Genomic DNA, 12,336 nt, shown 5'->3' with positions numbered 1-12,336 from the left:
GACGGTGAAGGTCGCGGTGCCGCCGGAGAGCAGCGTGACGCTCGCACTGATGTTCCCGCTCCCGCTCGCCGGGCAGCTGGAACCGGCGCTCGCGGTGCAGGTCCAGGTCGCGCCGGTGAGCGCCGCCGGGAAGTTGTCGGTCACCGTCGCGCCGGTCGCCGTCGACGGCCCCGCATTGGACGCGACGATGGTGGGTGACCGTGCCACCCGGTTTCACGCCCGTCACGCTGTCGGTCTTGGTGATGCCGATCGCCGTCGGCGTGATGACCGTGTTGGCGTCGGTCGCCGAGTTGTTGCCGGCGGATCGTTCACGCTTACCGGGGCCGCGATCGTCGCGGTGGTGGAATCGTCCCCGAGCCGCTCGCCGTCGCCGTCACCGTGGAACGTCGCGGTGCCGCCCGAGAGCAGCGTGACGCTCGCGCTGATGTTGCCGCTCCCGCTCGTTGGGCAGCTCGACCCCGCGCTCGCGGTGCAGGTCCAGGCCGCGCCGGTGAGTGCCGCCGGGAAGTTGTCCGTCACCGTCGCGCCGGTCGCCGTGGACGGCCCGGCGTTCGACGCCGACGATCGTACGGTCACGGTGCCGTTCTGGTTTCACGCCCGTCACGCCGTCGGTCTTGGTGATCGACGATCCGCCGTCGGCGTGATGACCGTGTTCGCGTCGGTCGCGCTGTTGTTCCCCGCGGCGGGTCGTTCACGCCCACCGGCGCGGCGATCGTCGCGGTGGAGATGGTCCCCGACCCGCTCGCCGTCGCCGTCACGGTGAAGGTCGCCGACCCGCCGGACAGCAGGTTCACCGACGTGGCGAGATTGCCCGACCCGCTCGCCGCGCAGCCGAGCCCGCCGTCGCGGCGCAGGTCCAGGTCGCGCCCGTCAGCTGCGCCGGGAAGACATCCGTCACCGTCGCGCCCGTCACCGCGCTCGGGCCCGCGTTGCTCGCCACGATCGCGTAGGTGACGGTGCCGTTCTGGTTCACGCTCGTCACGCCGTCGGTCTTGGTGACCGAGAGGTCCGCCGTCGGCGTGATGACCGTGTTGCCGTCGGTCGCGAGGTTGTTGCCCGCCGGGTCGTTGACGCCCACCGGCGCGGCGATCGTCGCGGTGTTCGAGATGGTGCCCGACCCGCCGCCGTCGCCGTCACGGTGAAGGTCGCCGTGCCACCACTCAGCAGGTTCACCGACGCGGCGAGGTTGCCGCTTCCGCTCGCCGGGCAGACCGAGCCGGCGCTCGCCGTGCAGGTCCACGTGGCGGCCGTCAGCGACGCCGGGAAGTTGTCCGTCACCGTCGCCGCCGTCACCGCACTCGGCCCCGCGTTCGACGCGACGATGGTGTAGGTGACGGTCCCACCCTGATTGACGCTCGTCACGCCGTCGGTCTTGGTGATCGCGAGATTCGCGGTCGGCGTGATGACGGTGTTGTTGTCGGTCGCGCTGTTGTTGCCGGCGGGATCGTTCACGCCCACCGGCGCGGCGATCGTCGCGGTGTTCGAGATCGTCCCCGATCCGCTCGCCGTCGCCGTCACGGTGAACGTCGCCGTGCCGCCGGAGAGCAGATTCACCGAAGCGGCGAGATTCCCGCTCCCGCTCGCCGGGCACACCGACCCGGCGCTCGCGGTGCAGGTCCACGTGGCACTCGTGAGCGACGCCGGGAAGTTGTCGGTCACCGTCGCCGCCGTCACCGCACTCGGGCCGGCGTTCGACGCCACGATCGTGTAGGTGACCGTGCCACCCTGGTTCACGCCCGTCACGCCGTCGGTCTTCGTGATGCTCAGGTCCGCCGTCGGGGTGATGACGGTGTTGTTGTCGGTCGCCGAGTTGTTGCCGGCCGGATCGTTCACACCCACCGGCGCGTGATCGTCGCGGTGTTGGAGATCGTCCCCGACCCGCTCGCGTCGCCGTCACCGTGAACGTCGCGGCGTGCCGCCGATGAGCAGGTTCACCGACGCCGCGAGATTCCCGCTCCGCTCGCCGGGCAGCGCCGACGACCCGGCACTCGCGGTGCACGTCCACGTCGCACCCGTGACCGACGCCGGGAAGTTGTCGGTGACCGTCGCCGCCGTCACCGCACTCGGACCTGCGTTCGACGCCACGATCGTGTACGTCACCGTGCCGTTCTGGTTCACCCCGGTCACACCGTCGGTCTTCGTGATCGCGAGGTTCGCCGTCGGCGTGATGACCGTGTTGTCGGTCGCGCTGTTGTTGCCGGCCGGATCGTTCACGCCCACCGGCGCCGCGATCGTCGCGGTGTTCGAGATCGTCCCCGAGCCGCTGGCCGTCGCCGTCACCGTGAACGTCGCCGTCCCGCCGCTGAGCAGGTTCACCGAGGCGGCGAGATTGCCCGACCCGCTCGCCGGACAGACCGACCCGGCGCTCGCCGTACACGTCCAGGTCGCACCCGTCAGCGCCGCCGGGAAGTTGTCGGTCACCGTCGCCGCCGTCACCGCGCTCGGTCCCGCGTTCGACGCGACGATCGTGTACGTCACCGTCCCGTTCTGGTTCACCCCCGTCACGCCGTCGGTCTTGCTGATCGACAAGTCCGCCGTCGGCGTGATGACCGTGTTGTTGTCCGTCGCGCTGTTGTTCCCCGCGGGATCGTTCGTTCCCACCGGCGCCGCGATGGTCGCCGTGTTGGAGATGGTCCCCGACCCGCTCGCCGTCGCCGTCACGGTGAACGTCGCCGTACCACCCGAGAGCAGGTTCACCGACGCGGCGAGGTTGCCGCTGCCGCTCGCCGGGCAGACCGATCCCGCACTCGCCGTACAGGTCCACGTGGCACCCGTGACCGACGCCGGGAAGTTGTCGGTCACCGTCGCCGCCGTCACTGCGCTCGGGCCGGCGTTCGACGCGACGATCGTGTACGTGACCGTGCCGTTCTGATTGACGCCGGTCACCCCGTCCGTCTTGGTGGATCGACAGGTCCGCCGTCGGCGTGATGACCGTGTTGTTGTCGGTCGCCGAGTTGTTCCCCGCCGGGTCGTTCGTCCCCACCGGCGCCGCGATCGTCGCCGTGTTGGAGATCGTCCCCGAGCCCGACGCCGTCGCCGTCACCGTGAACGTCGCCGTGCCGCCGCTCAGCAGGTTCACCGACGCCGCGAGATTCCCCGACCCGCTCGCCGGGCAGCTCGAGCCCGCGCTCGCGGTGCACGTCCAGGTCGCCCCCGTCAGCGACGCCGGGAAGTTGTCCGTCACCGTAGCCGCCGTCACCGCGCTCGGACCCGCGTTCGACGCGACGATCGTGTACGTCACCGTACCGTTCTGATTGACGCCCGTCACACCATCGGTCTTGTCGACGAGGTCGGCCGTCGGCGTGATGACGGTGTTGTTGTCCGTCGCCGTGTTGTTCGCCGGCGTCGGGTCGGTCGTGCCCACCGGGACCGTCACGGTCGCCGTGTTGGTGATCGTCCCCGCGCCGCTCGCCGTCGCCGTCACGGTGAAGGTCGCCGTCCCGCCGTTCAGCAGGTTCACCGACGCCGCGAGGTTCCCGCTCCCGCTCGCCGGGCAGCTCGACCCCACGCTCGCGGCGCAGGTCCAGGTCGCGCCCGTCACGCTCGCCGGGAAGTTGTCCGTCACCGTCGCCGCGGTCACCGCACTCGGCCCCGCGTTCGACGCGACGACGTGTACGTGAGCGTCCCGTTCTGGTTCACCGCCGTGACGCCGTCGGTCTTGGGGCGATCGCGAGGTTCGCCGAGGGATCACCGCGGTGACGTCGTTCGCGCTCACGTTGTTGCCGTTGAGCGTCGCCGGCTCACCGCCGCCCGACACCCGCGCCCGGTTGGTCACGCTCGTCGCGGCCGCGGCCGCGACGCCCACGGTGAGTGATCGTCGAGGTGCCACCGTTCGCCGCGATCACCGTCGCCGAGGTGCAGGTGACCACCTGACCCGCCGCCGCACAGGCGAAGCCGCCGCCCGTTCCCGAGACGAAGCTCAGCCCCGTCGGCAGGGTGTCGAGCACCGTCACGGTGCCGGCGCTCGCCAATCGACCCTGGTTCGTCACGACGAGCGAGTACACGCCGTTCACGCCGACGGTGAAGCTCCCCGTGGGACTTCGCGATGATCAGGTCGGTCTGCGCGATGACGGTCGTCGGGTCCGACGCGAGGTCGTTGCCCGTGAGCAGGCCGTGCCCCGTCGGTTGCGTGCCGCCGCTCGTGCGCGCCGTGTTGGTGACCGTCGCCGCCGCGGTCCCGCTCACCGTCGAGGTGATGGTGACCGCGGGGTACGCCCCGCCCGAAGCGAGCGCATCGGAGCGCGTGCAGGTCACCACCTGGCCCACGATGCCGCAGGTCCATCCCGTGCCGGTCGCCGCCGTGGGCGTGAGCCCGGCCGGGAGCGTGTCGAGCATCGTCACCACGCCCGACGTCGCGACGTTGCCCGAGTCGAGCACGGTCACCGTGTACTGCGCGTTCGTCTGACCTTGCGTGAAGTTGCCGACGTGCGACTTGGTGATCCGCAGGTCCACGGCGAGCACGCTGCCGAGGTCGCCGATGTCGAAGCCCGTGGTGAGCAGCGCCGTCGCCGCGCCGCCGCCGAGCGGGACCGAGTAGATGATCGAGCTCGTCGCCGAGTTGGAGACGAGGAGCCGCCCCTGCCGATCGAAGGCCGCGCCGGTGGCCGTGCCCGCCATGCCGGTGATCGCGAAGCCGGTGGCCGCGCCGCCCGCGAGCGGGATGGTGTAGACCGTCGTCCCGATCACGGCGTAGAGCGTGCCGTTCGGCGCGAACGCCATGTCGCCGCCACCCGAGGGGATCCCGGTGATGGCGCCGCCCGCCACCGTCGCCGCGCCGTTCACGAGCGAGATCGTGTAGCGCTGCGTCGAGGCGGTGTTCATCGCGGTGCAGCGTGTACCGGCCGCGTCGAACGTCAGGCGCGGGAGGTAGGCACGCCGCCGGGGGGCCCGAGGAACACCGGCGCCGTCGCCGGCGTGTTCGGGTTCCAGGTGAAGACGGAGTCGTTGCCCGCGGTCCCGGCGATGAACGCCATGAGGTCGTTCGGTGGTCCGCTGCGCGAGGGGAGGCCTTCTGGCCGCCCGACGAGTCCGGTGTAGACGGTGACCGGCAGCCCCGTCGCGAGGCCGATCGCGCGGATGGTGTTCTGGTGATGCTATAGACGTAGAGCTGCGCCTCGGCGGCGCGCGTCGCGCCCACCATCGACAGCACGCCCAGGAACGCCGCGACCGCCGTCGCGCGACAACGCGCGAACCGGTGGAGCCAGCGACCGAGGAGCGACGGGAGCGCGGTCAGGCCGCGGCTCCCTGGCGGTGGCGGGGATTGCTCACGCTCGGATTATCACATTCTCCGAGTGTCAAAAAAAGGAAGCGGTGTCACATTCTTTCACGAAGTGACGGTGCCAAAATGTCGCGCCCGCCCCCTCACGCCCGGAGTCCGTGCACCTCGGCGTGGTCTCCCAGCGTCACCGATCCGCGATCCCTCCAGTGCGCCCTGGTCCCCTGATCATCGAGTCGGTCAGGACGCAGGAGATCAATACCGACCGGTCCCCTGACGATACGTCGCGCAGCGTGCAGTTGGTGACCGTGCTCCCCGCCCCGATCACCACGTTGGGACCGAGGATGCAGTCGGTGACGATCGCCCCGTCCTCGATGCGGACCGGGTCCACCACCTCGACGTTCTTGAGACCCCGATTGGGGATCGAGGCCCGCCCTTCTCGAGCATCGTGCGGTTGGTCTCGAGCAGCGTGTCGAGCTTCCCGCGTCGTACCAGCCCTCGACATCGACCACGCGGATCTTCGCGCCCTTGTCGATCATGTACTGAAGGCGTCGGTGAGGTAGAACTCGCCCTTGTTCGTCGGCTGCTTGAGCACGTGCGCGATGCCCTCGTACAGCAGCTGCCAGTTCTTGATGTAGTAGAGCCCGATGTTCGCCCGCTTGGAGATGGGCGTGCTCGGCTTCTCGACGATCTGCGTCATGTGGCCGTTGGCGTCGGTCACCACCACGCCGAAGCGCTGGTAGTCCTCCACCTCCTTGGTCCAGATGATGCCGTCGTCCGTGGACGTCTCGACGATCGAGAGGTCCGCGTCGAAGATCGTGTCCACGAAGATGATGAGGACCGGCTGATCGACATGCGCGCGCGCGAGCTCCACCGCGCCGGCGGTGCCGTCCTGCACCTTCTGCTCGACGTAGACGCCCGGGATCGCGTACGTCGCGCGGGCGTGCTTCTCGACCGTCTCCTTCAGGTGCCCGGTGATGTAGACGACCTGCTCCACGCCCTTCAGGCGCGCGACGTCGTCCATCACGTAGTCCATCACCGGCTTGCCGGCCACCTTGAGCATCGGCTTGGGCACGGTGTGCGTGTGCGGGCGGAGGCGGGTGCCCTTCCCGGCCAGCGGGATGATCACTTTCATGGGTTGCTCGTTCCTTCGCGGCCGTAGCGGTCGGTGAGGCGCACCACGTCGTCGAGGTGCGGGGTGGAGGCTTCGAGGATGTCGCAGTCGGTCACCGCTTCCATCTGGTGGATGGTGCCCGGGGTGTTGCGGTAGCTCTGCCCCGCCTTGAATGGGACCTCCCACGAGCCGGTCGCCTTCCTTGATGCGGCATCATCTCGCCGCGCAGGAGGTACCGTCCGTCCTTCATGTTGTGGTACTGGAGCGAGACGCGTGCCCGGCCTTCACGTGGAGCACCTTGCCCACGTAGTCCTCGGTGATGGCCCAGATCGTCTCGTGGCCCCACGGCTTCTGCACGAATCGCACATCGAACCAGCCGGCCTTCGCGGTCATCTCAAGTCCCCTTGGGGGTGGCGGCGAGGCTCGACGGCGTCGTCACGCACGCCGCGATGCACTGCCCGCACCCGGTACAGGCCGCACCCACCACGGGGCGGCCACGCTCATCCAGCCTGAGTGCGTCCTCGCCCACCGGGCAGACCCGCAGCGATCCCGCATTCCACGTCGCGCCAGGTGATGCAGCGCCCCTGGTCGACCATCACCTCCGCCATCCGCACATCGCGCCAGCCCCCGGCACCTCCAGCGCCGGCGTCGCGGGCCGTCGCGCAGGGCATCCCCTCGCACATGATGCATGCCGTCGCGGCCACGTCGAGCACCGGCGTCCCCGTCGCGAGCCCCGCCGACGGCGGGAGCATCGTGATCGCGTGCACAGGGCACACGCTCGCGCACTCCCCGCACCGCGTGCACGCCGCCACGAACGCCGGTTCCGGCAACGCCCCCGGCGGACGGACATGCACGCCCGGCGCCACGCGGTCGCTCAGCGCGTCCACCGCTTCGCGGAGCGCGCGCTGCAGTCCCTGCGTGAAGAACCCCCGCCGGTCGAGCCGGTCGCCGTCGTCAGGCGCCATCGCGGATAATTGACGAGTGAAGGGGTGAAAAGGACAAAGGGGGGCTTGGACGGCCGGCGACTGGAATCGAACGTTCCGCGCCGTTCGCGGGGGACCCGCCCAGCCTCGCCTGGGTCTATCGGAGCAGGAGGTCGAAAGCAAGCTTTGGGCAGGGACGGGCCGGTGGACGACGGACCGACGGGGCCGGGCCCGCGGGGCTGCGTCGTCTTGGGTGTCGAATAGGGGCTGTCCACGCAGATGGACCCGATTGGATTAGTGGGGGGCGTCAATCTCTACGGATACTCAAGCGGAGATCAAGTCAACCATTCAGATCCTTTCGGACTGCGCGATGACATCACTTACGACGTCTATGGCAAGGAGATCAGTCGTGTGGTGAACGGAGAGCCCGATCGCTGGTTCCTCAAGCTCGGAGGTCGGACCTATCGGTTGGACTACGCGCTCAAGGAGTCTTCGACTCCGTATCAGGTGCTCGAGCGAGAATCCGATTTCGACCGCATCGCGGTTCTGATGGCAGACGACGCTCCAGTCTTCACGAATCGCGTGGCAATCGCAGCCATCTGCGCCCGCGAGGGGCGCTCGACTTCACACGACTCCTCAAGGATCGCAGCCTCTTCAACGCAGGAGGTGGCTGAATGACGCACAAGCACGCCGTCGGAAACCTCGCGTGGGGCATCTACATGCGCTCCGCCGGATACACACTTCAGACCGCGCTCAGGGGAGCAGCGGCGCAAGGCGCCACCACCGCTGGTGGAGAGGACTCTCTCGACCAACAGATGATCCGCGGCGCGTTCTGGTACCCATGACTGCCATCGTCCGCGATCGCGAACCCGTCATGGCGGGACTGCGCGTAGGAACCGCGCTTGGGCTCGTCTTCTTGGTGGCGGTGTTCACCGTCCTTGCCCCGACTCCGGACCTTCGCGCGAGGATCGACTTCCTGCTCGATGCAGACGGAGTTGGACTCAATGTGGTTCTGGTCGCCCTGCTAGGTTCGTCTGGGGCTGCTTGGCTCTCTACGATCGGATCGCTGTCGTTCCGCTCATTCGCTGGCGTGGCGGTGGCAGCCGTCGCGGCGGTCGCGGTGCTGACCGCTGGCGCTGTCAGGAGACTTGTCCCAATGGTCGAGCATGTCGGAGCGCGATGGCTCGTTCTCGCGGGCAGTCTCTTGATCGCTCACATTCTGATCGAACGCCGAGGGAAGCACTGAATTGCCCCGGGCTCGCCGGAGTGGCGTTTCCAGCCTTTGGTGGTAGACATTAGCAGTCTCCACCAAAGGCTGGGAACTCCAGTCGCTGAGGGCCAGCGGCGGGCTCGTGTGATCGTGGCGAAGACTAGTTCAGACTAGCGACATACATCTGCATCGTTCGCGCCGAGGCGCGGTCTTCCTGCCGCGTCGACGTCCGCGAGAACCCGCCCAGTCCGTGCGGACCGAGGAGCTACAGACTCCAGCTAGGGCCGTCTAACGGCCTCTGGACCTGTCCGAACCGTCGGCGTCGTCGGTCGGGCTAGCGGCCGATTCACGGGAGGCTTTCTCGTCGAACTCGAGCCAGTCGCGGGTGCTCGCTCTTCGATGCTACAACCTGGGTCGTTGATGATGTCGCATCCACCGTCGGTCACGAAGATGTTCCGTTGATTGGCGATGCCAGCAGCACCGTTTGCGTCCGTGACACTCAGTTCGATGGTGCTGGGTGAGCTGATTCCACGCTGGGGTGACGATGCTCGAACCGCTGCCGTAGTAGCTACCGTTCACGGTCCAAGTGTACGAGTACGAGGGAGTTCCGTGCGCCACGCCGGCTGTGTAGCTGTTCGTGACCCACGGCATCACATACTCTGGCCCGAAAATCTCCACGGCGAGAGGCACGGTGATGTACCGTACGATGGTATACGTCGTATCGACCAGCTTCTGGTCGAGTCTAAGTGTGTGGGTTCCCGCGATCGTAGGTGTGACGGCGACAAGATAGAAATCCTTCCACGTGGTTTGAGGGACCCCATTCCAGTACCAGTCGTATCGGTATCCCATTGAGTCCGATCCGGCCACGAACTGCCAGACCGACTCGGTGCCGACCGCCCCTCCGCTCGGGCCACCGATAGTCCCAGGCGTGGCATCCAGAATCACGTCCGTCGCCGCTACGTACACACCCGAGTCACTCGCGTGAACGGCATCAGCTCTGTTCACTCGGGACCAGTATCGGATATCCAGACTGTCCCGCTCTAGCTTGCCGGACTGAGCAGGCCAACCAATACTGACTCCGAGTGGCAACTCGAACTCTTCGAACCAGACCCCGCCGACCTGCTTTAGGCCACCGCCTGCAATCGGCGCCCAGACACCCCCAGCTTGAACGGTATCAGCGCGCGCACCGCCGCCGGAGTATGCCGTGTTCTTGGTGGTGAACGAGTAGGACTGGCCCTCCACGCCGTGGTTGGCGTTCCCCGCAATGAGGAACTTGAACCGAACCGCGGCGTTGATCCTGTACGGTGCGGAATCGGTGCCAAGCTGGTACGTGCACGTGCTCAACTGCTCCGGGAGAATCAAGTTGGCACCGGGGACGACGCCGACAGTTTGAATCCAGTTGACCGACCCGCGGCTTTGGCAACGACCGCCAGACTGGTCGATGTTCGGCGGACGCTGTGGTGTCGAAATGCCCGCGCACCCGATCGCTAGTGCGCTGATGGCTCCTATGGTCACAAGGAGGCGAGGAAGGGACATCACGGATTCCTCCGCGCTACCGGTTCCCAGCGGACCGGGACGTCAGCTCGCCGCGTGATCGTAACTGTGGTTGGTGTGCCATTCACCGGGAAGCTGACTGTCTCCTCGCGCGGTTCGCCCGCATCATCCGGATTCGCGTCCAAGATTCGCAAGTCTCGTTCATCGTCCCACCACCCAACCGAGAGGTACGAGCGCGAGCGCTCCCGCCCACTGACGAGCCCCGCAATCTGTACCGACGAGTTCAGCGGAAACGTCCAAACCGCAGTGAACGGACTCCCGTGCTGCGCCAACCGCCGCAACCGAGGGATGTCACTGACAAGTACCTTCGAACGGTTGGCCGTCAGGACAGCTGCGTACTCCGGCGCTGCGGGAATGGTGGTGCCGGGCTTCACCCCCGTACTGAAGAAGTCGCCGGACTGTACCCCGTCAACGAAGCCGGATGCGTTGATGACCATGTTAGTCAATTCAACCGACACGGCAATCGCGACCTGCTGTTCGGACCCGCTGCACAGTCCCACTACCCAGGACGCACCCCAGGCATGTCGGTAGCCGGGATGCAGGTTCTCGGGAAACGGGTCGTATCCGGACTCCGCGAGATGCGCTCGCTCGCAGACGGCGAGGTTCGCCGCTACTGGCGCTCCACGGTCGTTGCTCGCATAGACCCTAAGGTCGTGCCCGAACGAGAACCAGTAAGCGGCCGCCAGCTCGCGCGCTCGAGTCTCGGTAATCCAAGGAACGTCGCTACCGATCGGTGCGTCGAACACGAAGTGTCCGTTCTCGTCGAGCTGAGCAGCGACGTCCGGCGTCAGCGCGGCCACTAGCTGAGCTGTGCTCACACGCGGAGCCACTGGAGCGTCGTCCGCACACGCGCTGACCAGCACCGAGGATGCGGCACCGACGATGCGAACCCATCGAAAGTTCCTGCTCATCCGATCCTCCGAGATATCCGAGTGGGGGCGGGGTTCTCTCATAAGCTGTTGCGAGGTACGCGACCTCGCAATGCCTGTCGAGCAACCACACTGTGATCGTGCCGATCGATGCCTGGCGCCCGCTCGTCGAGCGACCGTTGTCGGTCCCGTCCGAGTACGCGCCCATGCTCGCGCTTCTCATCTCCTCAGAATCGATCTGGAGTTCCCAGCCTTTGGTGGAGACTGCTTATGTCTATTACCTCTGCCAGAAGGGGAACCAGTGTCCGCGAAGCCCAAACCAGGAAGCGTCAGATCGAAGTATGAGTTCATGAAGGCACATCGAAAGGAGTTCGCCACTGAAGCGATGTGCCGCGTGTTGGGCGTGGCGTCGAGCGGATACTACGAGTGGCTCCAGCGCCCGCGCTTAGATCGCGCGATCGAAGACGAGCGTCTCCTGCGCCTCATTCGCGCGTCCTTCACGGCCAGCCAGGGCGTCTACGGTGCGCCGCGGGTGTTCCTGGACCTTCGCGAGGAAGGAGAGACGTGCAGCAAGCACCGCGTGGCGCGTCTCATGCGAGAGAACGGCCTGCGCGCACTGCACGGCTATCGCACTCGGCGTTGGGTCATCGGCAAGCCGGCGGTCCTCACGCCGCATCTTCTGAAACGACAGTTCACGGTCACGCGGCCGAACGTCGCGTGGGTGACGGACATCACGTACATCCGCACCTGGCAGGGCTGGCTGTATCTCGCGGTGGTGCTGGATCTGTTCTCGCGCAAAGTCGTGGGGTGGGCCGTCGCGCCGACCATCCATCGGGAACTCGTCCTTGATGCCGTCCTCGTCGCCGTGCAACAGCGGCGCCCGCGCGGAACGCTCATCCACTCCGACCAGGGCGTCCAATACGGCAGTGACGCGTGGCGACGCTTCTGTCGCACGAATCATCTGGTGCCGAGCATGAGTCGCAAGGGCTACTGCTGGGACAATGCTGTCGCCGAGTCCTTCTTCAGCAGCTTGAAGAAGGAGCGCATCAAGAAGCACATCTATCCGAGCCGAGAGCTCGCCCTTGCGGACATCGCAGCATACATCAAAGACTTCTACAACCCCACTCGGCGCCACAGCCATCTGGGGGGCGTGAGCCCCGAGCAGTTCGAGGCCGCGCATCATCGACGGCGGCGCGCTGTCCACTAAAGGCTGGGAACTCCACTGACCTGGGACACGATTTCCGCAAGGGCGAACTCTGTGCTCGGAGGATTCCTCTTCCCGAATCGCCGCGCTCGCCGGATGGGGGATTCACCCGCCACGGCTGCACATCAACGACGGGAAACGCGACCCTCTTGGTCGGATGCCCTGCTGCCCATCCCGCGACTCTTACCGCGCCGCGAACATCCGATCCCTCTACCGCCCCGGCGGCCGCTTCATGGACCCACCCAGT

Annotated in this window: 15 protein-coding genes and 2 pseudogenes; 5 read left to right on the top strand and 12 right to left on the bottom strand. The window is 67.1% G+C overall.

Annotated features, from left to right (window positions below; genetic code table 11):
* From IPJ78_19150 to IPJ78_19120, 7 genes and pseudogenes are all read right to left on the bottom strand, one after another.
* Nucleotides 1-207, bottom strand: a 207-nt coding sequence (locus IPJ78_19150; GenBank protein MBK7908647.1) for an IPTL-CTERM sorting domain-containing protein, incomplete at its 3' end; no start/stop codon positions are given.
* A gap of 15 nt (nucleotides 208-222) precedes the next feature.
* On the bottom strand, nucleotides 223-576 hold the full coding sequence (locus tag IPJ78_19145) for a hypothetical protein (GenBank protein ID MBK7908646.1): 354 nt from the start codon (nucleotides 574-576) through the stop codon (nucleotides 223-225).
* Nucleotides 577-790: 214 nt separating this feature from the next.
* The gene (locus IPJ78_19140; GenBank protein ID MBK7908645.1) at nucleotides 791-1,078 is read right to left on the bottom strand and encodes a DUF11 domain-containing protein; all 288 of its coding nucleotides are present in this window, start codon (nucleotides 1,076-1,078) and stop codon (nucleotides 791-793) included.
* The gene (locus IPJ78_19135) at nucleotides 979-1,833 is read right to left on the bottom strand and encodes a DUF11 domain-containing protein (GenBank protein MBK7908644.1); all 855 of its coding nucleotides are present in this window, start codon (nucleotides 1,831-1,833) and stop codon (nucleotides 979-981) included. The genes IPJ78_19140 and IPJ78_19135 overlap by 100 nt, the downstream gene beginning before the upstream one ends.
* 60 nt (nucleotides 1,834-1,893) lie before the next feature.
* Nucleotides 1,894-2,886 (bottom strand): DUF11 domain-containing protein, encoded by a 993-nt coding sequence (locus tag IPJ78_19130; GenBank protein MBK7908643.1) that lies wholly within the window; start codon nucleotides 2,884-2,886, stop codon nucleotides 1,894-1,896.
* 115 nt (nucleotides 2,887-3,001) lie between these two features.
* A pseudogene (locus IPJ78_19125) lies at nucleotides 3,002-3,829 on the bottom strand (DUF11 domain-containing protein).
* Nucleotides 3,741-4,013, bottom strand: a complete 273-nt coding sequence (locus IPJ78_19120) for a DUF11 domain-containing protein (protein MBK7908642.1) — start codon at nucleotides 4,011-4,013, stop codon at nucleotides 3,741-3,743. The pseudogene IPJ78_19125 and the gene IPJ78_19120 overlap by 89 nt, the downstream one beginning before the upstream one ends.
* Before the next feature lie 32 nt (nucleotides 4,014-4,045).
* Here IPJ78_19120 and IPJ78_19115 point away from each other — a divergent pair, with 32 nt between their 5' ends.
* Nucleotides 4,046-4,405, top strand: coding sequence for a hypothetical protein (locus tag IPJ78_19115; protein MBK7908641.1), 360 nt, complete (start codon nucleotides 4,046-4,048; stop codon nucleotides 4,403-4,405).
* A gap of 997 nt (nucleotides 4,406-5,402) precedes the next feature.
* Here IPJ78_19115 and IPJ78_19110 read toward each other — a convergent pair.
* The 4 genes and pseudogenes from IPJ78_19110 to IPJ78_19095 all read right to left on the bottom strand — a co-directional run bounded on the left by IPJ78_19110 (nucleotide 5,403) and on the right by IPJ78_19095 (nucleotide 7,294).
* Nucleotides 5,403-5,606, bottom strand: coding sequence for a hypothetical protein (locus tag IPJ78_19110; protein MBK7908640.1), 204 nt, complete (start codon nucleotides 5,604-5,606; stop codon nucleotides 5,403-5,405).
* Nucleotides 5,607-5,750: 144 nt separating this feature from the next.
* Complete coding sequence (locus tag IPJ78_19105) at nucleotides 5,751-6,350, bottom strand: nucleotidyltransferase family protein (GenBank protein ID MBK7908639.1); 600 nt, start codon at nucleotides 6,348-6,350, stop codon at nucleotides 5,751-5,753.
* Nucleotides 6,347-6,722 (bottom strand): annotated as a pseudogene (locus IPJ78_19100) (cupin). Before IPJ78_19100 ends, IPJ78_19105 begins: the two are co-directional and overlap by 4 nt.
* 107 nt (nucleotides 6,723-6,829) lie before the next feature.
* Complete coding sequence (locus IPJ78_19095) at nucleotides 6,830-7,294, bottom strand: 4Fe-4S binding protein (GenBank protein MBK7908638.1); 465 nt, start codon at nucleotides 7,292-7,294, stop codon at nucleotides 6,830-6,832.
* Between the two features lie 255 nt (nucleotides 7,295-7,549).
* On the opposite strand from IPJ78_19095, the gene IPJ78_19090 reads away from it, so the two are divergent.
* Genes IPJ78_19090 through IPJ78_19080 form a run of 3 tightly spaced genes read left to right on the top strand, consistent with a single transcriptional unit; the run spans nucleotide 7,550 to nucleotide 8,498 of the window.
* On the top strand, nucleotides 7,550-7,930 hold the full coding sequence (locus tag IPJ78_19090; protein ID MBK7908637.1) for a hypothetical protein: 381 nt from the start codon (nucleotides 7,550-7,552) through the stop codon (nucleotides 7,928-7,930).
* Nucleotides 7,927-8,097: a hypothetical protein gene (locus IPJ78_19085; GenBank protein MBK7908636.1), complete on the top strand. Its 171-nt coding sequence runs from the start codon at nucleotides 7,927-7,929 to the stop codon at nucleotides 8,095-8,097. The genes IPJ78_19090 and IPJ78_19085 overlap by 4 nt, the downstream gene beginning before the upstream one ends.
* Entirely contained in the window at nucleotides 8,094-8,498 is a 405-nt protein-coding gene (locus tag IPJ78_19080; protein ID MBK7908635.1) for a hypothetical protein, read from the top strand. Before IPJ78_19085 ends, IPJ78_19080 begins: the two co-directional genes overlap by 4 nt.
* A gap of 1,499 nt (nucleotides 8,499-9,997) precedes the next feature.
* Here IPJ78_19080 and IPJ78_19075 read toward each other — a convergent pair.
* Entirely contained in the window at nucleotides 9,998-10,816 is an 819-nt protein-coding gene (locus IPJ78_19075) for a hypothetical protein (GenBank protein ID MBK7908634.1), read from the bottom strand.
* A 418-nt stretch (nucleotides 10,817-11,234) separates the two neighbouring features.
* Between IPJ78_19075 and IPJ78_19070 the strand changes: the two genes are divergently transcribed.
* Nucleotides 11,235-12,092 carry an IS3 family transposase gene (locus IPJ78_19070; protein MBK7908633.1) on the top strand — a complete coding sequence of 286 codons (858 nt, stop codon included), beginning with the start codon at nucleotides 11,235-11,237 and terminating at the stop codon, nucleotides 12,090-12,092.
* The last annotated feature ends 244 nt before the right edge of the window (nucleotides 12,093-12,336 follow it).

It is taken from the genome of Gemmatimonadota bacterium (assembly GCA_016714015.1).
GTDB lineage: Bacteria > Gemmatimonadota > Gemmatimonadetes > Gemmatimonadales > Gemmatimonadaceae > Pseudogemmatithrix.
This window is presented reverse-complemented; position numbering and strand designations above follow the sequence as displayed.